The 20,478-nt window shown below is 70.4% G+C and carries 21 protein-coding genes; 13 read left to right on the forward strand and 8 right to left on the reverse strand.

Annotated elements, in window-relative coordinates:
• Positions 1-3: 3 nt before the first annotated feature.
• Both ACSVDD_RS07845 and ACSVDD_RS07850 read left to right on the forward strand, forming a co-directional pair.
• The gene (locus ACSVDD_RS07845) at positions 4-1,203 is read left to right on the forward strand and encodes a GNAT family N-acetyltransferase (RefSeq protein ID WP_448188774.1); all 1,200 of its coding nucleotides are present in this window, start codon (positions 4-6) and stop codon (positions 1,201-1,203) included.
• A gap of 150 nt (positions 1,204-1,353) precedes the next feature.
• Positions 1,354-3,768, forward strand: a complete 2,415-nt coding sequence (locus ACSVDD_RS07850; RefSeq protein ID WP_448188775.1) for a methyl-accepting chemotaxis protein — start codon at positions 1,354-1,356, stop codon at positions 3,766-3,768.
• Positions 3,769-3,777: 9 nt separating this feature from the next.
• On the opposite strand, the gene ACSVDD_RS07855 is transcribed toward ACSVDD_RS07850, so the two are convergent.
• The 3 genes from ACSVDD_RS07855 to ACSVDD_RS07865 all read right to left on the reverse strand — a co-directional run bounded on the left by ACSVDD_RS07855 (position 3,778) and on the right by ACSVDD_RS07865 (position 8,373).
• Complete coding sequence (locus ACSVDD_RS07855) at positions 3,778-4,116, reverse strand: OB-fold nucleic acid binding domain-containing protein (protein ID WP_448188776.1); 339 nt, start codon at positions 4,114-4,116, stop codon at positions 3,778-3,780.
• Positions 4,117-4,268: 152 nt separating this feature from the next.
• Positions 4,269-5,051 (reverse strand): 3-hydroxybutyrate dehydrogenase, encoded by a 783-nt coding sequence (locus tag ACSVDD_RS07860; RefSeq protein ID WP_448188777.1) that lies wholly within the window; start codon positions 5,049-5,051, stop codon positions 4,269-4,271.
• Between the two features lie 46 nt (positions 5,052-5,097).
• Positions 5,098-8,373: an AsmA family protein gene (locus tag ACSVDD_RS07865; RefSeq protein WP_448188778.1), complete on the reverse strand. Its 3,276-nt coding sequence runs from the start codon at positions 8,371-8,373 to the stop codon at positions 5,098-5,100.
• 153 nt (positions 8,374-8,526) lie between these two features.
• On the opposite strand from ACSVDD_RS07865, the gene ACSVDD_RS07870 reads away from it, so the two are divergent.
• Complete coding sequence (locus ACSVDD_RS07870) at positions 8,527-8,703, forward strand: DUF4169 family protein (protein ID WP_448188779.1); 177 nt, start codon at positions 8,527-8,529, stop codon at positions 8,701-8,703.
• A gap of 168 nt (positions 8,704-8,871) precedes the next feature.
• Entirely contained in the window at positions 8,872-9,705 is an 834-nt protein-coding gene (locus tag ACSVDD_RS07875) for a DUF2189 domain-containing protein (protein ID WP_448188780.1), read from the forward strand.
• A 39-nt stretch (positions 9,706-9,744) separates the two neighbouring features.
• Here ACSVDD_RS07875 and ACSVDD_RS07880 read toward each other — a convergent pair whose 3' ends face one another.
• Entirely contained in the window at positions 9,745-9,936 is a 192-nt protein-coding gene (locus tag ACSVDD_RS07880; RefSeq protein ID WP_448188781.1) for a DUF1192 domain-containing protein, read from the reverse strand.
• 81 nt (positions 9,937-10,017) lie between these two features.
• Here ACSVDD_RS07880 and ACSVDD_RS07885 point away from each other — a divergent pair, with 81 nt between their 5' ends.
• On the forward strand, positions 10,018-11,031 hold the full coding sequence (locus ACSVDD_RS07885; protein ID WP_448188782.1) for an NAD(P)H-quinone oxidoreductase: 1,014 nt from the start codon (positions 10,018-10,020) through the stop codon (positions 11,029-11,031).
• 3 nt (positions 11,032-11,034) lie between these two features.
• On the opposite strand, the gene ACSVDD_RS07890 is transcribed toward ACSVDD_RS07885, so the two are convergent.
• Both ACSVDD_RS07890 and ACSVDD_RS07895 read right to left on the reverse strand, forming a co-directional pair.
• Entirely contained in the window at positions 11,035-11,373 is a 339-nt protein-coding gene (locus ACSVDD_RS07890; RefSeq protein ID WP_448188783.1) for a type II toxin-antitoxin system PemK/MazF family toxin, read from the reverse strand.
• A complete protein-coding gene (locus tag ACSVDD_RS07895) occupies positions 11,370-11,630 on the reverse strand; it encodes an AbrB/MazE/SpoVT family DNA-binding domain-containing protein (protein ID WP_448188784.1) in 261 nt (86 codons plus the stop codon). The genes ACSVDD_RS07890 and ACSVDD_RS07895 overlap by 4 nt, the downstream gene beginning before the upstream one ends.
• A 333-nt stretch (positions 11,631-11,963) precedes the next feature.
• On the opposite strand from ACSVDD_RS07895, the gene ACSVDD_RS07900 reads away from it, so the two are divergent.
• On the forward strand, positions 11,964-12,569 hold the full coding sequence (locus ACSVDD_RS07900; protein WP_448188785.1) for a DUF1013 domain-containing protein: 606 nt from the start codon (positions 11,964-11,966) through the stop codon (positions 12,567-12,569).
• Between the two features lie 74 nt (positions 12,570-12,643).
• On the opposite strand, the gene ACSVDD_RS07905 is transcribed toward ACSVDD_RS07900, so the two are convergent.
• Entirely contained in the window at positions 12,644-12,811 is a 168-nt protein-coding gene (locus ACSVDD_RS07905; RefSeq protein WP_448188786.1) for a YdcH family protein, read from the reverse strand.
• A gap of 137 nt (positions 12,812-12,948) precedes the next feature.
• Here ACSVDD_RS07905 and ACSVDD_RS07910 point away from each other — a divergent pair, with 137 nt between their 5' ends.
• From ACSVDD_RS07910 to ACSVDD_RS07920, 3 genes are all read left to right on the forward strand, one after another.
• Complete coding sequence (locus ACSVDD_RS07910) at positions 12,949-13,584, forward strand: UbiX family flavin prenyltransferase (RefSeq protein WP_448189149.1); 636 nt, start codon at positions 12,949-12,951, stop codon at positions 13,582-13,584.
• Positions 13,585-13,660: 76 nt separating this feature from the next.
• Positions 13,661-14,353, forward strand: coding sequence for a carbonic anhydrase (locus ACSVDD_RS07915; protein ID WP_448188787.1), 693 nt, complete (start codon positions 13,661-13,663; stop codon positions 14,351-14,353).
• A gap of 14 nt (positions 14,354-14,367) precedes the next feature.
• A complete protein-coding gene (locus ACSVDD_RS07920) occupies positions 14,368-14,745 on the forward strand; it encodes a hypothetical protein (protein WP_448188788.1) in 378 nt (125 codons plus the stop codon).
• A gap of 8 nt (positions 14,746-14,753) precedes the next feature.
• On the opposite strand, the gene ACSVDD_RS07925 is transcribed toward ACSVDD_RS07920, so the two are convergent.
• Positions 14,754-15,839, reverse strand: coding sequence for an ATP-dependent 6-phosphofructokinase (locus ACSVDD_RS07925; protein WP_448188789.1), 1,086 nt, complete (start codon positions 15,837-15,839; stop codon positions 14,754-14,756).
• A gap of 183 nt (positions 15,840-16,022) precedes the next feature.
• Here ACSVDD_RS07925 and ACSVDD_RS07930 point away from each other — a divergent pair, with 183 nt between their 5' ends.
• From ACSVDD_RS07930 to ACSVDD_RS07945, 4 genes are all read left to right on the forward strand, one after another.
• A complete protein-coding gene (locus ACSVDD_RS07930) occupies positions 16,023-16,223 on the forward strand; it encodes a YdcH family protein (protein ID WP_448188790.1) in 201 nt (66 codons plus the stop codon).
• A gap of 151 nt (positions 16,224-16,374) precedes the next feature.
• Positions 16,375-16,842, forward strand: coding sequence for a 5-(carboxyamino)imidazole ribonucleotide mutase (gene purE / locus ACSVDD_RS07935; RefSeq protein WP_448189150.1), 468 nt, complete (start codon positions 16,375-16,377; stop codon positions 16,840-16,842).
• Between the two features lie 5 nt (positions 16,843-16,847).
• Positions 16,848-17,924 (forward strand): 5-(carboxyamino)imidazole ribonucleotide synthase, encoded by a 1,077-nt coding sequence (locus ACSVDD_RS07940; RefSeq protein ID WP_448188791.1) that lies wholly within the window; start codon positions 16,848-16,850, stop codon positions 17,922-17,924.
• A 234-nt stretch (positions 17,925-18,158) separates the two neighbouring features.
• On the forward strand, positions 18,159-20,474 hold the full coding sequence (locus ACSVDD_RS07945; RefSeq protein ID WP_448188792.1) for a methyl-accepting chemotaxis protein: 2,316 nt from the start codon (positions 18,159-18,161) through the stop codon (positions 20,472-20,474).
• The last annotated feature ends 4 nt before the right edge of the window (positions 20,475-20,478 follow it).

Raw genomic sequence — 20,478 nt, forward strand, 5'->3', positions numbered from 1 at the left:
CCGATGCCTACCGGCCCCATCTCCGTTGGCCCCGCCTACGACCTGTTCCGGCCGGACGACCTGGACGCCGTCGCCTATCTGGTGCGCCAGGGCTTCGGCATCCCGCGGGACGACCTGCTGCGCTTCCGCGACCTGCTGGACGACGGGGCGTTCCGCGTGTTGCGCCAGGATGGGCGGCCGGTGGCGTGTGCCGCGGTGTGGACGACGGACCAGTGGTTCGGCGGCCAGCCGGTGCCGTCCCGCGCGGTGGCGGCCATGGCGGTCGATCCGGCGGCGCGCGGCAGCGGGCTGGGCGGCGCCATGATGGCCGGCATCCTGCGCGAGGCGCAGGCCGAGGGCTGCGGGCTGTCCGTCCTCTACGCCGCCACGCTGCCGCTCTATGCCAAGGTCGGCTACGCGCGCGCCGGCAGCGCCATCAACTACCGGGCGGCTCCGTCCGTGCTGGCCTCGGGCCGCGCGGACGGCCTGCGGCGCCTCGACCCGCTGGACGCCCCGCTGGACGCTGACGCGCTGGCGGCGCTGCGGCGGCGCGAGGCGCGGTCTTCCAACGGTCTGGTGGAGCGCGACGAGGCGCGCTGGACGCTGCTGCTCAAGCCCGGCGACGAGCAGGCGGCCGATGTCTTCGTCGCCGATGGACCGGACGGGCCGGAGGGCTACGTCGCGGTGCTGCCGCCGGCGGACGGGCGGCTGGTGGTAGTCGACGTCTGCGTGCACGGCCGGCGCGCCGCGCGCCGGGTGCTGAGCTTCCTCGCCGGTTACCGCGCCCAGGTGGAGCGCGTCGTCTGGCCCGGCGGGCCGGAGGACCCGCTGGTCCACCTCGCCGCCGACGCGGGTGTCGAGATCGACGAGTGGGACGAGTGGCTGGCGCGCGTGGTGGACGTCGAGCGGGCGCTGAGTCGGCGCGGCTACCCGCCGGAGGTGGAAGGCACGCTGGTGCTGGACGTCGCCGACCCGCTGCTGGCCGGCAATCATGGCCGTTTCCGGCTGTCGGTGGGGCAGGGGAGGGGGGACGTGCAGCGCGTGACGGGGGCCGGGTCGGCCGACGTGGTGCTACCAGTTGCCGCACTGGCGCCACTCTACACCGGCCATCTCGGGGCGGCGGCGCTGGCGCGGATGGGGCTGCTGGAGGGCTGCGAGGCCGGAATTGCCTTGGCCGCTAAGCTTTTCGCGGGTCCGCGGCCCTGGATGGCGGACCGTTTCTGACCCCCGGTTCCACCCCTGGCGAAGGCCGTGACCACGCTGAGCCAACTGGTTTTCTGCGGCGTCCCGTCGTATGAAAAACCAGACTTTAACCCTTTAACGCTATAAAAAGACGCGGCGGAGGCCGCACACGCCGGGGGGGAGCCCGCAGTTATGACTATTGGTACGCGTATTGCGCTCGGTTTCGCGACCGTGCTGCTGCTGACGGTGGCGGTCGCCTTCGTCGGCTGGAACAGCTTGCGAACCTATGCCGGACGCGTGGACTTAGCGGCCCACACGGCGGAACTGGATGCCCGGCTGAAGAGCGTGCGGCTGGAAGAGGCGCGCTTCGTCACCGAGCGTGACTCCGCTGCTTCCGCCGCCGTCCCCGGCATGCTCGACACGCTGCGCCAGGAGGCGCAGGAGACCCGCACCGCGCTGGACGGCGCCGACGGCGCCCGGCTGGTGGACGAGATCCTTGCCGGCATCGACGGCTACCGCACCGCCTTCGCCAACTTCGTGGCGCAGGACGCCGAGGCCGGCAAGCGCACGCAGACCATGGCCGCCCGCGCCAAGGAACTGCGCGAGGTCGCCGAGAAGATCGGCAAGGAGCAGTCGGAGCGCTACGACCATAACATGGTCAGCCTCAACGACGCCTCCGCCGCCGCTAAGCACAGCCGCGAGACCGCCGGCCGCGCCGACCGCATGATCGAACAGCTTCTGGAGGCCCGCCGCCTGCAAAGCGAGTTCGCCCGCACCCGCACCCGCGCCTTCGCCAACGGCACCGTCAAGGTGCTGAACGCCCTGCTGGAGGACGCCGAGGCGGTGAAGGGCGAGGTGGCCGGCACCAACGACGAGGAGTTGGGCGACAACATCGCCGCCGCGGTGCGCGCCTACCGCGACACCATCGCCGAGCAGACCACCCAGTCGTCGCGCGGCGAGGATTCCGAGACGTTCCAGGCCCGCATCGTCGTGCTGGAGAAGCAGGCCGAGCAGGTGCAGGCGCTGGTCCGCGAGATGCAGGAGAACCAGACCGCCGTCTCCGGCGCGTTGCAGGACGCGGCAGGCTTCGCCCAGGCCGAGGTGAACGAGGCGGTGCTGCTGCGCGGCATTGCCATGCGCATGATGCAGAGCGCCCAGGCCGCCATGCTGGCCGAGCGCGACTACCGCCTGAAGGGCGGCGACCCCGCCCGCGCCGCCGCGGCGCTGGCCGTGAAGGACACGCTGGACCTCGCGGCGGAGGCCGGCAAGCTGCTGGTGGACGCCGGGGGCAAGACGCTGGTCGGCGGCGCCACGACCGCGGCGCAAGCCTTCGACAAGGAATTCGCGGCGCTGGTGACCACCACCGAGAACCAGCGCACCGCGCTGGCCGCCATGGCCCGGGCCGCCGGCACGGTCAGCGATCAGGCGGCGCGGCTGGTTTCCATGCAGCGCGAGGACCGCGAGAGCGGCCGGGCCAACGCGACGCTGGTCATCACGCTGGGGTCGCTGGTGGCGCTGCTGCTGGGCGGTGCCCTGGCCTGGGTCATCGACCGGGCGATCACCGTGCCGCTGCACGCCATGACCCACGCCATGGACAAGCTGGCCGAGGGCGACCTGTCGGTGGAGATCCCCGGCGGCGAGCGCAAGGACGAACTGCGCCATGTCGCCGACGCGCTGCGCGTGTTCAAGGAGAACGCGCTGGAGATGCGGCACATGGAGGAGGAGCGCGAGAGCATGCGCCGGCAGATCGACGCCGACCGCCGCCGCACCATGAACGAGTTTGCCAACGGTTTCGAGCAGGCGGTGTCCGGCGTCGTGACCTCGCTGACCGCGTCGGCCGGCGAACTCGGCCGCGACGCGCAGGAGATGTCGTCGGACGCGGCGCTGACCACCGCCAAGTCCACCGCGGTCGCCAGCGCCTCGCAGCAGGCCACCAACAACGTGCAGACGGTGGCGGCGGCGGCAGAGGAGCTGTCGGCCTCCATCGCCGAGATCTCGCGCCAGCTCACCGCCTCCTCGCAGGCGGCCATGGACGCCGCCGACAAGGCCAAGCAGACCAACTCCGCCGTGCAGGGCCTGTCCACCGCCGCCCAGCGCATCGGCGACGTGGTCGGCCTGATCCAGGAGATCGCCGAGCAGACCAACCTGCTGGCGCTGAACGCCACCATCGAGGCGGCGCGCGCCGGTGAGGCCGGCAAGGGCTTCGCCGTGGTGGCGACGGAGGTCAAGAACCTCGCCGGCCAGACCGCCAAGGCGACCGAGGAGATTTCCGCCCAGGTGTCGGAGATGCAGGCGGCGACCGGCGGTGCGGTGGAGGCGATCCGCACGATTTCCGACGCGGTGGCGACGATCAGCCACACGGTGACCGGCATCGCCGAGGCGATGCAGCAGCAGGGTTCGGCGACCCGCGAGATCGCGCAGAACGTCAACCACGCCGCCGAGGGCACGCAGGACGTCATGCGCAACATCGCCGAGGTGACGACGGCGGCCGACAAGACCGGCAGCGCCGCCGACGCCGTGCTGACCGCATCGCGCGAATTGGCCCGTCAGGCCGACATGCTGCGCAACGAGGTGACGGGCTTCCTCAACAAGGTGCGCGCGGCGTAGGGCGGGGGCCTACTTCGCTTCGCGCTTCGGCAGCGGCGTCCCGTCCCCGCGCAGGATTTCCGAGGGCTTGAGGGTGCCGTGGCTGGCGGTGCCGGTCACGGTGAGCCGGTCGCCTTCCTTAAGGCCGTCGAAGACGAACTCCTTGCTGGGGACGTCCACCGTCTGCTGCCCGTCGCTGAGCGAGACGTACTTGGCGCCGACGCGCGTGACGGTGCCGGCGACGGTCCCCTCGCCGAGCATCAGCAGGTCGATCACCCGCATCTGCGGCGGCTTCTTCGCCTCCTGCGCCTGGGCGGTGCCGAGGGTGAGAGACGCCGCGAACGCGGCGGCTACGAAAACGATTTTCATCGACGATCAGCTCCCAACGTTGGGCCGGTGGCCCACCCTACCGTGAACCGCGCGAGCCGGTAGGTTGGGCCACCAGCCCAACGTCACGCACTCCGCATCGTGGCGTCAGTATGATGGCCCGTGGCACGCACGGGCTTGACGTTCATCAAGCCCTATTGCGCCGTCCAGGCCCCGTCCATCGGCAGCGACGCGCCGGTCATCTGCGCGGCGGCGTCGGAGCACAGGAACACCGCCAGCCCGCCCAGCTGTTCCGGCGTCACGAACTGCCCGGACGGCTGCTTGGCGCTCAGCAATTCGCGCCCGGCCGCCTCGTTGCTCAGGCCCTTGGTCGCCGCCAGCGCGTCGATCTGCTTCTGCACCAAGGGCGTCAGCACCCAGCCCGGGCAGATGGCGTTGCAGGTCACGCCCGTGCCGGCGGTCTCCAGCGCCACCGTCTTGGTCAGGCCGACGACGCCGTGCTTGGCCGCCACATAGGCCGATTTCTGCGCCGAGGCCACCAGGCCGTGCGCCGAGGCGATGTTGACGATCCGCCCCCAACCGCGCGCCTTCATGCCGGGCAGGGCGCAGCGCGTGCCGTGGAACACCGCCGACAGGTTGATGGCGATCACCGCGTCCCAGCGCTCGATCGGGAAGTCCTCCACCGGCGCCACGTGCTGGATGCCGGCGTTGTTGACCAGGATGTCCACGGCGCCGAGCGTCGTCTCCGCGTGGCGGATCAGCGCCTCGACGCCGGCCGCCGTGGCGAGGTCGGCGCCGTGGTAGGTGACCCGCACGCCGCAATCGCTTTCCAGCGAGGAGCGCAGCGCCTCGATGGCCGCCGCGTCGCCGAACCCGTTGAGCACCAGATCGGCCCCGGCCTGTCCCAGCGCTCGCGCGATGCCCAGCCCGATGCCGCTGGTGGACCCCGTGACCACCGCCACCTTACCCTTCAGCATGTTCGTTCCTCCCCGTTGTTGTTCGTTGCTGTCACGCAAGACCGGTTCAGCGCTTCAGGCCCTCCAGCACGCCGCGGATGACGTCCTGCGGGGTGGCCGCCCCGCCCGGTGCCGGCACCGGCACGGCAGGCGCCACCTTGTCCACCAGCGCCGCCGCGGCGCGCTGGGCGAGGAACTCCTGAACCTCCTGCATCTCGAAGCTGCGCGTCGGCTGGTCGAGCGGGCCGGTGAGGCGCAGGCTGACCGGCGGCAACGGCTCGTTCGACCGCGCGGCGACGCGCACGCGCATGTCGATGGTCCGTGCCGGCAGGCTCACCTGTCCCACCGCCGTGGCCTCGCCCAGGTCGGAGATCAGGCGCAGATCCCCGGTGCGCGCCACGCCGCGCTCGATGGCGAAGGTTCCGTCCATCCGGCCGAAGCGGCTCTCACCGCCCTGGAGCGCCCCGAGCACCGCCGGAAGCGCGTCCTGCGGCCGTTCCACGTGGGTCAGGCGGTCGCGCAGCACGCCCAGGTCGAAGCCGCGCACCACGCCGTCGCGGGCGTGCAGCGTGCCCTTGCCGGACAGGGCCTGCATCATCGCGGCGCGGCTGGCACCGGCGGTGTTCAGTTCCAGGTCGAGATCGAGGGTGCCGCCGGCGATATCCAAGGCGCCACCGCCGAACGCCTCGGCCAGCTTCGCCTTGACCAGCGTGACGTTCAGCTCACCCTTCGCCGCATTGCCCTCGGCCGTCAGGCGCCCGGTGGCGCCGACCTGCCCGCCGAGCACCCCGCCGTCGAGTTGCTCCAGCGTCAGCACGCCGCCCTCGACGCTGGCGCGCAGGGCCGGCCGCTCGATGCGCGTGCCCTCGGCGACGATGGCGGCCGAGGTCAGGCCGAGCCGCCCGTCGAAGCCGCGCAGCCAGCCGAAATCCAGCGCGTCGCCGCCCACGGACTCGCCACCGCCACCGGCCGGAGCCCCGCCCGCCGGGCGCGAGGCCGCCGCCGGGGCGGCTGGCAGATGGTCGAGATCGAGGTCGCCGGTCTGCACCTCGGCCTGCACCCGCGGCTTGGACCCTGCGAGGTCGACCTGGGCGCCACCGCGCAACGCCGTGCCGGCGATGAGTCCCTGCATGTTGGACAGCGTGAACGCCTTGGCCGAGCCCGCGGCCTCCGCGTAGAGGTCGAGCGGGCCGACATCGCGCACCGGCTCGGCGCTGTCGGCGAACAGCGAGGCCAGCCGCGCCAGTTCCGGGTGGGTGGCGCGCAGCTTGAGGTCGGCGCTGGCGGTGCGCTGCACATCGGCGACGGTGCCGCCGGCATCCAGCGTGCCGCCAAGGGCGGCGAGGTTCAGCTCGACCGCCAGCTTCTCCAGGTCGCCGGCAAGACGGCCCTGCGCCTTGACCGGGCCGACGCGCTCAGGCGCCGGGGCGTTCGCCGGCCAGTGGACGATCTTCGGCAGGCCGACCAGACTGTCGGCCCCGGCGGTGAAGGTCAGGTGCGTGATGCGCAGCGGCGACAGGCCGCCGATCTGCCCGGTGGCCTGCGCCGTCACGCCGGCCATGTCGCCGACGCTGGCGTCCCGCACGGTCAGCGTGCCGCTGTTGGCGGTGGCGTCCAGGTGCAGCCCCTGCACCGGCAAGCCCTGCACGGTGAGTTGGGCCACGGTGAGGTCGAGGTTGGCGTCCACCGCGCGCAGCAGCCGGTCGAGCGCTGGCGGCACCGGGCCTGCCGCGCCGGCGTCGGCAGCGGTGGGGGCGTTCCCCTTCAGCCCGGCGCCTCGGAACGCGGGCAGGTAGGGGTCGAGGACCAGCCGGTCCACCTCGGCGCGCACGCCGAAGGCCGGCCGGCCACGGTCCACATAGGCGATTCCGCCGGTCAGGCGGCTGCTGTCGAGGCGCAGGTCGATGCCCGTCACCTCCATCTTGTCGCGCCGGCCCTGGGCGTGCGCCGCCAGCGAGGCCTTGCGCAGCCGGTCGGGCGGCACCGCGCCGGCATCGATCTTCAGCCAGTCGAGCAGGCCGCGCAGATTGTCGGCGTTGGCCTCCACCCGCACATCCAGCGACGGCGGCCCGCCGGCCGCGGTGAGCGACCCGGCGGCGACGATGTCCGAACCGCCGGGCAGCAGCGCGCTGACCCGGTCGAGGTTGAGCGTGCCGCCGGCCAGCGCCGCTTCCACCCGCAACTGGCGGATCAGCCCGCCGTTGTAGCCGATGCCCTCCACCGACAGGTCCAGGTGGCCGGTCACGTCGGTGGGCAGCGCAAGATCCGGCGCGGCCGCTGCCGGCGGCATGGCCGGGCCGCTGCCCTTCGCGTTGGTCGGACGCGGCGCCGGGAGAGCCGCCTGATGCAGCCACGCGTCGAGGTCCAGCCGGTTGACCGCCAGCGTCAGCGCCAGATCCGGTGCCGGTTTCAGGCGCAGGCCGGCGCTGCCGGTGGCCCGCGTGTTGCCGAGCTGCGCCTCCAGCCCGTTGAAGGCGTAAGCGCCGTTGGCCCCAGCCTCGACCACGGCGCGCAGGGCGAAGGGCTGCGCCAGCACCGTCGGGGCCGCCGGGCCCTCACCACGCAGGGTGTCCACCACGCGGGCGAGGTCGCTGCCCTCGGCGCGGACATTGAGCGACAGCAGGCCGCCGACCGTGCCGGCAAGGCGCAGCGTGGCGTCGCCGTCGGCCATGCCGATGGTGGTGCGCAGCGGCACCGCCATGCCCTCGACGATGGGGCCGAAGATCAGCTCACCGCGCAGCGGGGCGCCGCGCCACGTGAAGGTGCCCTGCACCTGGAACGGCCCGACGAGGCTGTTGGCGACGACGCGGGCGTCGACGTTCTCGGCGCGCTCGGTGCGGCCGGAGGCGTCGCGGTAGAGGATGGTGCCGCGGCGGATCTGCACGTCGTCGAACCGCACTACGCCGCCGAGTCCCTCGCCTGGCCGGCCGCCGGCCTCGGGAGCGGTTCCCCGCGCCGTGGACAGGTCCCAGTTCAGCCGGCCATCGGGCAGCACCTCGGTCGCCAGCACCGGCTCGACCAGGGTGACGCTCTCCACCGCCACCTTGCCCTCCAGCAGCGGCCAGAACGCCACCGTGGCGTCCAGCCCCTTCAGCCGGATCATGTCGGGTTCGGCGGCCCCCGGCGCGTTGGACAGGCGGGCGTCGCGCACCGATACGGTGGGCGTCGGCAGCAGCGACAGGCGGACGGCGCCGTTGATCTCCACGGTGCGGCCGGTAGCCGCGCCGATGCGCCGGGCGATCTCCGCCTTGTAGGCGTTCCAGTCGATGAAGCTGGGGACCGCCAGCACGGCGGCCACCAGGACCACCGCGAGGATCAGCAGCGTGATGAGCGTCTTCTTCACCGGATCTCCACCGCCCCTGATGCGCGAGGCTTCTCGCCCCTGTCGTCTTCCGCTAAGGTATCCGTCCCGGAAAGAACAAGCAAATCGGGCAACACCGCGGCAAGACCGCGGCTTTGCCGAAAGCGGCGCCCGTGGCGCCCGGAGGGCATACCTATGGGCGATGTCGTCAATCTGAACCGCTACCGCAAAGCGCAGGCGCGCGTCGAGCACGAGCGGCAGGCCGAAGAGAACCGCATCCGATTCGGCCGCCCCAAGGCCGAGACCCAGGCCCGCCGCCTGGAGGAGGAGCGTTCCCGCCATGATTTGGACGGCAAGAAGCGCGATGACTGAGCGTCATAGGACCGCGACTCTTTCGGAGTAATGCGGCAAAAAACCCCTATAAAACAAAAGGGAAGGCCGACTGTCTGCGGGTGCGACAATCTGGCGCACGGTGCGGTGCTTTGCTATCTTGACCGTATGGAAGGGCGCGCCCCGCCCCAACCGGCAGGAGATGGCACTATGGTCGATCTCACCACGCACCGCGCCCCCCAGCCCAACGCCAACCAACCCGGCGCCAATCGGCCCAGCGCCAACCAAAACACCGCCGTGCCGCGTCTGCACGCCATCGACACCGGGCGTCCGTGGGTGTGGCTGGCCGCCGGCTGGCGCGACATGTGCGCGGCTCCGCTGGTCAGCGCGTTCTATGGGGTGCTGGCGGTGCTCTCCAGCTTCGTGCTGGTCGCCGGGCTCGCCATGTGGGAGATGCAGTACCTCGTGCTGCCGATGGCCGCCGGGTTCATGCTGTTGGGGCCGGTGCTGGCCGTCGGCCTCTATGAGAGCAGCCGCCTCATGGAGCGCGGCGAGCCGGTGACGCCGCACGCGGTGCTTGGCGCCTACCAGCGCAACGCCTCGCAGATCGCCGGCATGGGGGTGGTGCTGATGCTGGCGCTGCTGGCGTGGATCCGCGTCGCCTTCCTGGTGTTCGCCATCTTCTACTCGTCGGCCCCGCCGGCCCTGGACCAACTGGTGGACCGCATCTTCTTCTCGGCCGAGACGATCCCCTTCCTGCTGACCGGCACCGTCCTGGGCGCCGTCATCGCTACCGCCGTGTTCGCCATTAGCGTGGTGTCGCTGCCCATGCTGCTGGACCGCGAGACCGACGTCTTCACCGCCATGGCGACCAGCGCCGAGGCGGTCCGCCACAACGGCCGGGCGATGCTGGTGTGGGCCGCGCTGATCGCGCTGTTCACCGCCGCCGGCATCGCCACCGGCTTCCTCGGCCTCGCCATCGCCTTCCCGCTGATCGGGCATGCGTCGTGGCACTGCTACCGCGATCTGGTCGGGGAGCGCTGAGGAAAGAACGAGGGGGAGCGCCCGGCCCCCCTTTCCGCTTCAACCCTTCTTGAAGAACGCCTCCGCCGCGTTCTTGTGGGCTTCCTTGGCGTCGATGAAGGTGCGGGCGCGGGCGATTTCCGTCTCCAGGCCGGCGATGTAGTCCTTCAGCTCGCCCACCGACAGGGTGGACAGATCCTTCAGCGCCACCTTCGGCTTGCGTGGTTCCAGCTCGTCGGTGTCCAAGGCCATGGCTGCCCTCCCTTGTCGATCCCTTGCCAGTACGGACGGTCAGTTCTACCTTCTGCCAGCCAGTCGGAGAAGGGGAAAGCCATGGGAATCGCGCTTCCGGACACCATGCGTTGCGTCGAGATCAGCCAGCCCGGAGGGCCGGAGGTGCTGCGCCCCACCACCCGTCAGGCGCCGATCCCCGGCCCCGGCGAGGTGCTGGTGGAGGTGGCGGCGGCCGGCGTCAACCGCCCGGACGTGCTGCAACGGACCGGCAACTACAACCCGCCGCCCGGCGCCTCCGACCTGCCGGGGCTGGAGATCGCGGGGCGCGTCGTCGCCATCGGCGAGGGCGTCATGGACTGGGCCGCCGACGACAAGGTGTGCGCGCTGGTGGCCGGCGGCGGCTACGCCCAATACTGCGTCGTGCCCGCCCCGCAGGTCCTCCCGAGCCCCAAGGGCCTGAGCGCGGTCGAGGCGGCGGCGCTGCCCGAGACCTTCTTCACCGTGTGGACCAACGTGTTCGAGCGCGGTGCGCTGAAGCGCGGCGAGACGCTGCTGGTGCACGGTGGCTCCAGCGGCATCGGCACCACCGCCATCCAGCTCGCCAAGGCGTTCGGCGCCACGGTCTTCACCACCGCCGGCAGCCCCGAAAAGTGCCGCGCCTGCGAGCAACTCGGTGCCGACCGCGCCATCGACTACAAAACAGAGGACTTCGTCGCCGTCATCAAGGAGGCCACCGGCGGCCGCGGCGTCGACGTGGTGCTGGACATGGTCGGCGGCGATTACGTCGCCCGCAATATCGACGTCCTGGCGCCCGAGGGCCGCCACGTCTCCATCGCGTTCCTGCGCAGCCCGAAGACGACGCTGAACCTGTTCCCGGTGATGGCCAAGCGGCTGACGCTGACCGGCTCGACGCTGCGCGCCCGCACGGTGGAGGAGAAGGGCCGCCTTGCCCAGGCGATTCGCGAAAAGGTCTGGCCACTGATCGAGGCCGGCACGGTCAAGCCGGTGATCCACGCCACCTTCCCGCTGGAGCAGGCCGCCGAAGCCCACCGCCTGATGGAATCCAGCGCGCACGTGGGCAAGATCGTGCTGACGGTGGAGCAGCCGCTGTAGGGGCTATTCACCCTTCAGAAGGGCGAAGGCGATGTCGAGAATGCGGTCCAGAACGGCTTGCGGGCAGGTATCGAATCGGTCGGTGTTGCGTGCTTCGTAATCGATGGTCCGCAGTTCGTTGGCGAGTGCCACGCCTTTTGCCTTGCGTGCGCCAACGATCGGCACCTCGAACGTGCCGCCCTTCGCCTTTGTGGTGACTGGAACGACAAGCACAAGCCCGGTAGCGACGGCGTAAGCAGCGGGCGTGAGCACGATCGCCGGATGCCGTCCGGCCGTTTCGTGACCGGCATGCGGCGTGAAGTCGACCCAAACCACATCGCCACGATCCGGTGTGTGGATCACAGGGTTTCCTTACCGCGCGGCGCATCGTCCCATACCCGCTCATCGGGCGTATGACGGTGTTTGGCTGGGTCGAACCCGGCCAGCAACTCGGTAAGGGTCGGCTTGCGTGCCGAGCGCAGCGTGACGACACCGTCCTCGCTGGTGAACACGACCGGACCGCCGTCCGCCAAGCCGAGCGCGCGGCGCACTTCGACGGGGATGGTCACCTGGCCTTTGCTGGTTACAGTTGCTTGATGGGAGCGCATTGCATTCTCCATTACCTCATTACATATTACGCGCCGTGTCGGGGAATGCAACGCGAAGGGAGCGGCGTTTGCCGCATCCAGGGGCACGGACGGCAGACGGACGGCGCTTTCGGCTATTTTTTGACTGGTTCTCCTTTGTGGATGGAACCGCGGGCTTGCCAAAGCCTTCCCTTCAGTTTAGCAGGGGATGGGGAGTCGGCATTCCGGCATCCCACCCTAGTACGCTTACATAAGCGGACTCCGCTCCCATATTGGGGGGATAGGGTCCGCACGATCGGGAAGGCAGGCCGGAGATCGCACCCACCGGCGGGTTGCGGTACGGCCTTGAGTTTGTCAGGAGGGATGATGGCACTGCCCTTGATGCCGAAAGCGACGGCCGTGTGGCTGGTCGAGAACACAGCGCTGAGCTTCGAGCAGATCGCCGCATTCTGCGGCCTGCATCACCTTGAGGTGCAGGCGATCGCCGATGGCGAGGTGGCGGTCGGCATGGTGGGGCTCGACCCGATCGCCAACGGCCAGCTCACCAAGGCCGAGATCGAGCGTTGCGAGAAGAACCCCGATTTGCGGCTCAAGCTGCTGGTCGTCGATCTGCCGCAGCCGGTGGCCCGTTCGAAGGGCCCGCGCTACACCCCGATCACCAAGCGTGGCGACAAGCCGGATGCCATCGCCTGGGTCGTCAAGACCCATCCCGAGCTGTCGGACGCGCAGATCAGCCGCCTGATCGGCACCACCAAGCCGACCATCGCCGCGGTGCGCGAACGCTCGCACTGGAACGCCACCAACATCAAGCCGCGCAGCCCGGTGATGCTCGGCCTGTGCACCCAGCGCGAGCTGGAAGAGGCGGTGGCCATCGCCGTCAAGCACCGCGGCCCGCTCCCGCCCGGCGAGGTGCAGGCCGCCGACGCGGACGACGCGGAGGGCAACTCCTACTCCGAGCATGCCGAGCATTGAGCCTGGCGCTCTGAAAGCGAAAACGGCGCGTCCCCGGACGCGCCGTTTTCGATTCGGGGGCGGCTCTCCGTCCGTCAGGCCCGCTCCAGCCGGCTCATCTCGTCCTTCAGGCGGAGCTTCTCTTTCTTGATGTTGATGAGGGTGTAATCGTCCGGGTGGGGTCGCTGGCATTCCGTCTTGAGCGCGGCTTCGAGTGCCTGATGCTTGATGCGCAGGGATTCGATCCGGTCCTCAAACGCCATGACGGCCCTCCATCGGAATGTTGGCGGATATGCCCCGCTACGGCACGGGACCGGTCATCCTCCGCCGGACGACAGGGTGAATCAAGGACGCGTCGGCCATACTGGACGAAGGGGGTAGCGTGCGCTACATCAGCGGCATGAGCCATTTTGTCCGCCCTCCGGCCCGTCTCCCCCCGACCCGTCTCGTGGTCGGCATCAGCGGGGCCTCGGGGGTGATCCTCGGGGTTCGCCTGCTGGAAACGCTGCGCCGGATGTCGGTGGAATCCCACCTTGTCCTCAGCCGCGCCGCCGAGGTGACGCTGGCGCACGAGACCGACCTCAAGGCCGCGGACGTGCGGGCGCTGGCCACCGCGCACTATTCCCCCGCCGACATCGGCGCCGCCATCGCGTCGGGCAGTTTCCGCACGCTGGGCATGATCGTCGCCCCGTGCTCGATCCGCTCCATGAGCGAGATCGCCACCGGCGTCACCTCCAGCCTGCTGACCCGCGCCGCCGACGTGACGCTGAAGGAACGCCGGCCGCTGGTGCTGATGGTGCGCGAGACGCCGCTGCATGTCGGCCATTTGCGCACCATGACGCAGTTGGCGGAGATGGGGGCGGTCCTCGCCCCGCCGGTGCCGGCCTTCTACACCCGGCCGCAGAGCCTCGACGATGTGATCGACCACACCGTGGGGCGGGCGCTCGATCTGTTCGGGCTGGATTCGGGAACGGTGCGGCGCTGGGGCGAGGCGGACCGACCGGACATCGGCCAACCGGAAATTGCTGGAATCTGACACTCTGTGCCTTGGCGTTTCGTATGAATTCGACTACACCGCTGAGTGCACTGTACCGCAAGGGGAACGCACAGCCATGGCGCTCAGCGTACCGCACGAGGCGATCCGCCGGTTGATGGCCGGGATCAAGGGATTCCGCGCCCGCTACTACGAAAAATATCCCGAGAGCATGCGCATGCTGGTCGAGCATGGGCAAAAACCCGACGTGTTGCTGATCGGCTGCTCGGACTCCCGCGTCGACCCCGCGCTGATCACCCAGGCCGAGCCCGGCGAGCTGTTCGTGGTGCGCAACGTCGCCAACCTCGTCCCGCCCTACCAGCCCGACGGCCACTACCACGGCACCTCGGCCGCCATCGAGTATGCCGTGAGCGTGCTGGAGGTGGGCCATGTGGTGGTGCTGGGTCACGCGCAGTGCGGCGGCATCCGCGGCCTGATCGGCATGCAGGCCGGCGAGCAGCCGCCGGGCAACTTCATCGCCCCCTGGGTGTCCATCGCGCAGTCCGCGTGCGAGCGCTTCCTCACCCCCGCCGAGGAGGGCGAGACAGTGGACGAGCGTCAGGCCGCCGCGGCGTGGCTCCGGGACTCGCCCCATCTGGTCGAGCGCGCCGCGGTGCGCGGCTCGGTCGAGAACCTGATGACCTTCCCGTTCATCCGCGAGCGGGTGGAGGAGGGCACGCTGCACCTGCACGGCTGGTGGTTCGACCTGGAAACCGGCGACCTCTGGGTCATCGACCCGCGCACGTCCGCCTTCATCCCGGCGTTCAGCTGAGATGGGCGGCTGAGATGGGCGGCCGGGGGTTGTGGTGGGCGCGCGTTGCGGTGTTGGCGCTGGCGCTGTTTGCGCCGGAGGCTCGGGCGGAAGGTGGCGGCGGCAACAGTTGCCCGTGGGCGCAGGACATCAAGCTGGATGTGAACGGCAAGTCCCTCACCATCCCCCAGGCGATCTTCGCGCCGAAGAATCCGAATCCGACGGTTGACGGCTACGAGCTGCGCCCCGACCTCGACGGGCTGTTGCTGCGCATCATCAGCCCGCGCGGCGACGTCTGGCACGCCGCGCTGACGCAACTCGTCGGTGGCAAGCGCTGCACGGTCTTCTACGTCGGCCGCGCGACGCTGGTGGAGGACGCCATCGCGTCCGACCACCTTGCCGCCGGGCACTGACGCTTTCCTCAATCCCCCAGGCTGATCCCCAGGCCGCGCGCGGTCTTCACCAGCGTGCCGTCGGGATCGACGCAGGCGTAGCGCTCGATGGCCTCCTGGATGGGCACGTCCACTACGCCGCGGTTGGACCACGCCACCATGCGGTCGAACTTGCCCTCGGCGATCAGGTCCACCGCGTGCACGCCGAAGGCCGAGGCCACCAGACGGTCGCGCGGGCTGGGCGGCGAGCCGCGCTGCACGTGGCCCAGAACGGTGACGCGGGTCTCGGCGCCGGTGGCCTGGGCGATCTTTTCGCCGATGTAGTCGCCGATGCCTCCATAGCGCTTCTCGCCGCCTTCGAAGACCTTCTTGACCTCGCCGCCGTCGGTGGTCTTCACCGCCTCCGACACGACGACCAGCCCGAAGTTGCGCCCCGTGGAGCGGACCTGCCGCATCTTCTCGGCGATCTTGTCGATGGAGTACGGGATCTCCGGGATCAGGATGACGTCGGCGCCGCCGGCGATGCCGGCCGACAGGGCGATGTGCCCGGCGTCGCGCCCCATCACCTCCAGCACCATGACGCGGGCGTGGCTGGCCGCGGTCGGCTGGAGCCGGTCCAGCGCCTCGACCGCCACGCCGACCGCGGTGTCGAAGCCGACCGAGACCTCGGTGGCGCCCAGGTCGTTGTCGATGGTCTTCGGCACGCCTACCAGATTGAGCCCGCCCTTCTGCGCCAGCTTGCGTAGGATGGCGAAGCTGCCGTCGCCGCCGATGCCGATCAGCGCGTCCAGTCCCAGCTCGCGGTAGCCGCCGATGATCTCGTCCGAGCGGTCCTTGAAGGTGCCGTCGCCCATGGGGTAGGCGAAGGGGTCGCCGCGGTTGGTGGTGCCGAGGATGGTGCCGCCCATGCGCATCATGTTGCCGTCGACCATGGGCAGATCCAGCACCTGATACTGCACCGGGCGCTTCAGCAGCCCCTGCGTGCCTTCCTTGATGCCGAGGACCTGCCACCCGTAGGTGATGCAGGCGCGGTGAACCGCGGCCCGCATGACCGCGTTCAGGCCGGCGCAATCGCCGCCGCTGGTGAGGATGCCGATGCGCTTGGTTGCCGTCATGATGGTATCCCGTGTCGCGAGGGTGTGCGGTCGCCCGGATGGTAAGGACGCAGTGTTACAAGATCGCGGGCGCTTCGCAATGGCACGCATGCGTCAACCGGCGGGACGGGGAGTGGTTTCACCATGCGTCTACGCTGGATTTCTGCTACAGTCCGCGCCGCCCCGCCAGCTCTGCGACGCCCGATGAACGAACAGGAAATGCTGAAGCAGAAACTCGCCGACTTGAGGAGCGAGCACCGCGATCTCGACGACGTGATCGCGCGCCTGTCGGAGCGAGCCCCCTTCGACCAGCTTCAGCTGCAACGGCTGAAGAAGCGCAAGCTTGCCCTGAAGGACCAGATCACGCTGCTGGAAAGCCGCATGTTGCCGGATATCATCGCGTAATCTCCCCCTCTCCCAGGGCGGGAGAGGGATTCAAGCGCCGCTGGACTCCGCGCGCGTCCTTCCTATAATGCGCCGCTTTCCGAAACACCCCCTGGAAAGCACCGCCGTGCCCGTCCAAACATCCTCCTCCGCGCCGCTGGTCGGCATCATCATGGGCAGCCAGTCCGACTGGACGACCATGAAGCACGCCGCCGACACGCTGAAGGCGCTGGGCGTGCCGCACGAGGTGCGCATCGTTTCCGCCCACCGCACCCCGCAGCGCCTCGTCGAATACGCCACCACCGCCCGTGACCGCGGCCTCAAGGTCGTCATCGCCGGGGCCGGCGGCGCCGCCCACCTGCCGGGCATGGCCGCTTCCATGACGCCCTTGCCCGTTCTAGGCGTGCCGGTCGAGAGCCACGCGCTGAAGGGCATGGACAGCCTGCTGTCCATCGTGCAGATGCCCGGCGGCGTGCCGGTCGGCACGCTGGCGATCGGCAAGGCCGGCGCCATCAACGCGGCCCTCCTGGCCGCTTCGGTGATCGCGCTGATGGACAAGGGCGTCGCCGAGGCGCTGGACGGCTGGCGCGCTTGCCAGACCGCGGCGGTCGCCGAGGCCCCCGTCGACGAACCGGCTTGACCGCCATGCTCGCTCCCGGTTCCACCATCGGCATGCTGGGTGCCGGTCAGCTCGGCCGGATGACGGCGCTGGCCGCTGCCAACCTCGGCTACCGCACCCACGTCTTCGCCCCCGACGCCGCCGGCAGCCCGTGCGGTCAGGTCGCCGACGCCATGACCGTCGCCGACTGGCACGACCGCGCGGCACTCGCCGCCTTTGCCAAGGCCGTCGACGTCGTGACGCTGGAGTGGGAGAACGTCCCCGTCGACACGGTGGAGTTCCTCAACACCCTGGTCCCCGTGCACCCCGGCTCCGGGGTGCTGGCGGTGGCGCAGGACCGCATCGCCGAGAAGTCGTTCGCCAACCGCTTAGGGATCGCCACGGCCCCCTGGCGCGCGGCATCGTCCGCCGGGGACGTGGCGCAGGCCGTGGCCGAGATCGGCCCGCGCTGCATCCTGAAGTCCACCCGCCTGGGCTATGACGGCAAGGGGCAGGCGGTGATCGGCCCCGGCACCGATCCGGCCGAGGCGTGGGCCGCCATTGGGTCAGACGCCGGCATCGTCGAAGGCTTCGTGGACTTCGTCTGCGAGGTGTCGGTGATCGTCGCCCGTTCGGCCGACGGCGACACCGCCGCCTACCCGGTGGTGGAGAACCGCCACAAGAGCGGCATCCTCGACCGCACGCTGGCCCCCGCCCGCGTGTCGCCGGAGACGGCGGCCGAAGCCGGCCGCGTCGCCACCACGCTGGCCGACGCGCTAGGCGTCGTCGGCCTGCTGGCGGTGGAGATGTTCGTGGCGCGCGACGGCCATGTGCTGGTCAACGAGATGGCGCCGCGCCCGCACAACTCCGGCCACTGGACCATGGACGCCTGCGCCACCAGCCAGTTCGAGCAGCTGGTGCGCGCCGTCTGCGGTCTGCCGCTGGGCGGCACGGAGCTGCGCTTCGAGGCGGAGATGGAGAACCTGATCGGCGACGACGTGCTGCGCTGGCCGCAGATCCTCGCCGAGCGCAACGCCCACCTGCACCTCTACGGCAAGGCCGAGGCGCGGCCCGGCCGCAAGATGGGGCACGTCAACCGGGTGTTCCCGCAGGGCCGCCCGTAAGGCGATCGCGACGCGGTGAGGACGGCCTGCGGAGCCGGGGTGCGACGCCGTGCCTGCCATCCCGGCGTGACGGAGCCCGTACACGTTCAATTTGTCGCACCGGCGCTCCGTGACATCCCCGCAATGAATGTATAAAAATTGTGAAAATATTAGCGGTAATGGCGACATTCCGCGGGGGGAAACAGTTCGCTGCGCCCCGAGGTGCGACGAACGGAGCAATGGGCTGATTCAAAGATGCTGAGTGCACTCCGGAACGTGCGTATCGCGGCGAAGCTGGCCGGCAGCGGCGCCACGGTCGTGGCGATGGTCGCCGCGATGACCTATGGCGGGTACGACGCCTTCGAGCGGGTGAAGACCGAAACCGCGCTGTCGCAACGTGCGGCCACGGTGGCAGCCTCCACCCAGGAAATCCAGGCGCGGTTCACCGCGGTGGCCTACGCCAACCTCGCCGTCGCGACCAGCGGCAGCCAGGAGGAGGTTCAGCGCTTCGCCGAGGCCAGCCGCAAGGAACGGGTCCAGAGCCTGGAGCTGATAGACCGCATGATTGAGGTGGCGGTCAAGGCCGAGCGCAAGGAGGCGCTGCGTCAGGCGCGCGAGGTGATGCACCGCTACGACGGCCTGACCGTCGAAGGCGTGGCGGCGCGCCAGCGTTACCTGGACACGCTGTCCAAGGGCTATGCGCCGGCCCGCAAGGCGGCCGACGCCGCGGTGGCCGAGGTGGTCCGCGTCACCGAAGCCGACAGCTCCGTGGGCAGCGCCATCCGCGCCTACGATCGTGAGTTGCGCGGCACGGTCGAGGCATTCACCGCTTACCTGATGAGCGGCACGCCGGCCGACCTGGAGGCGGTGACGGCGCGCCGCACCGTGCTGCGCGGCCCGATTGCCGAACTGGAGCAGCTCGCCGGCAAGTTCCCCAACCTGAAGGACGTCGTCGGCGCCCACGCGGCGCTGGACGCGGCGGTCACCTCCGTCATCGCCGCGCGCCGGGAGAACGACCGCATCTGGTTCGCCGAGGCCCGCCCGGCGCGCCTCAAGATGCAGGAGAACCTGAGCAGCATCGCCACGGCGGCGCAGAGCCTGTCGGCCGAGCTGGCGGCGCAGACCGTCGCCTCGGTGAACACCGCCTTCTGGCAGACCATTGCCGCCGCCCTCTTCGTCACCGCGATGGTCAGCCTGCTGAACGGCGCGCTGTACCGCCTGATCGCGACGCCGGTTTCCCGCCTGACCGCGGTGATGCGCGCCCTGGCGGACGGCGACAACACGTCGGAGATCCCGGCGGTGGAGCGGCGCGACGAAATCGGCGAGATGGCGCGCGCGGTGGAGGTGTTCCGGCGCAACAGCATCGAGAACGACCAGCTGCGCGCCCAGCAGGAACGCGACCGCGAGCAGGCCGAGGAGGCCCGCCGCAAGGCGCTGGAAACCATGGCCGAAACAGTGGAGCGCGAGACCCGCACGGCGGTGGACCGCATCGCCGAACGCTCGCGGGAGATGAACGTGAGCGCCGGGTCGATGGCGGAGTCCGCTGTGCTGGTGAACGGCAACGCCCAGTCGGTGGCCAGCGCTGCCCAGCAGGCGCTCGCCAACGCCCAGACGGTGGCCAGCGCCACCGAGCAGCTGACCGCCTCCATCGGCGAGATCTCCACCCAGATCGCCCAGGCCACCGTGGTCAGCCGCACGGCGGTGGAGCAGGAACGGCACACCCAGGCGGCGATCCAGCAGCTGAATCAGGCGGTCGGCGAGATCGGCGCGGCGGCGACGCTGATCAACTCCATCGCCTCGCAGACCAACCTGCTGGCGCTCAACGCCACCATCGAGGCGGCGCGGGCCGGCGAGGCCGGCAAGGGCTTCGCCGTGGTCGCCGGGGAGGTGAAGAACCTCGCCAACCAGACCGCCCAGGCCACCGAGGACATCACCGGCCAGATCGCCCGCGTGCAGGCCGGCACCGCGGCGGCCATCGGCGCGGTGGAGGCGATCGGCAGCGCCATCCGCAACATGGACCAGATCAGCGACGGCGTCGCCGCCGCCATGGAGGAGCAGGCCGCGGCGACCCAGGAGATCGCCCGCACCATCGCCGAGACGGCGCACGCCGCCCATGAGGTGTCGACGCGCATCGCCGAGGTGTCGCGCGAGGCCAACACCACCGAGGGACGGGCCTCCGACGTGTACGCCGGGACCGCGCTGGTGGCCGAGGGCATCGACGAACTGCGCCGCGTGCTGGTCCGCATCGTGCGCACCGCCACCTCGGACGTGGACCGCCGGCGCGAGCCGCGCTTCCGCTTCGACCGGCGCTGCCGGATGGAGGCCGACGGTTCCGCGCAGGAGGTGCTGGTCGAGAATCTCTCCAAGGGCGGCGCCTCCGTCCTCGGGATGAATGGGGCATCGCCGCCGCGGAGCGGCCGGCTGTGGCTCGGCGATGGGGCGGCGGTCGATTTCTACGTCGTCTCCACCAATGGCGACCACTGGAGCGTGCGCTTCGAGGGCGACCAGCAGAGCATCGAGCGGCAGGTCGCGACCCTGACGCGCGCGCTGCCGACCATCGACGCGGCGTGATGGC

This window comes from Azospirillum terrae (genome assembly GCF_053470425.1).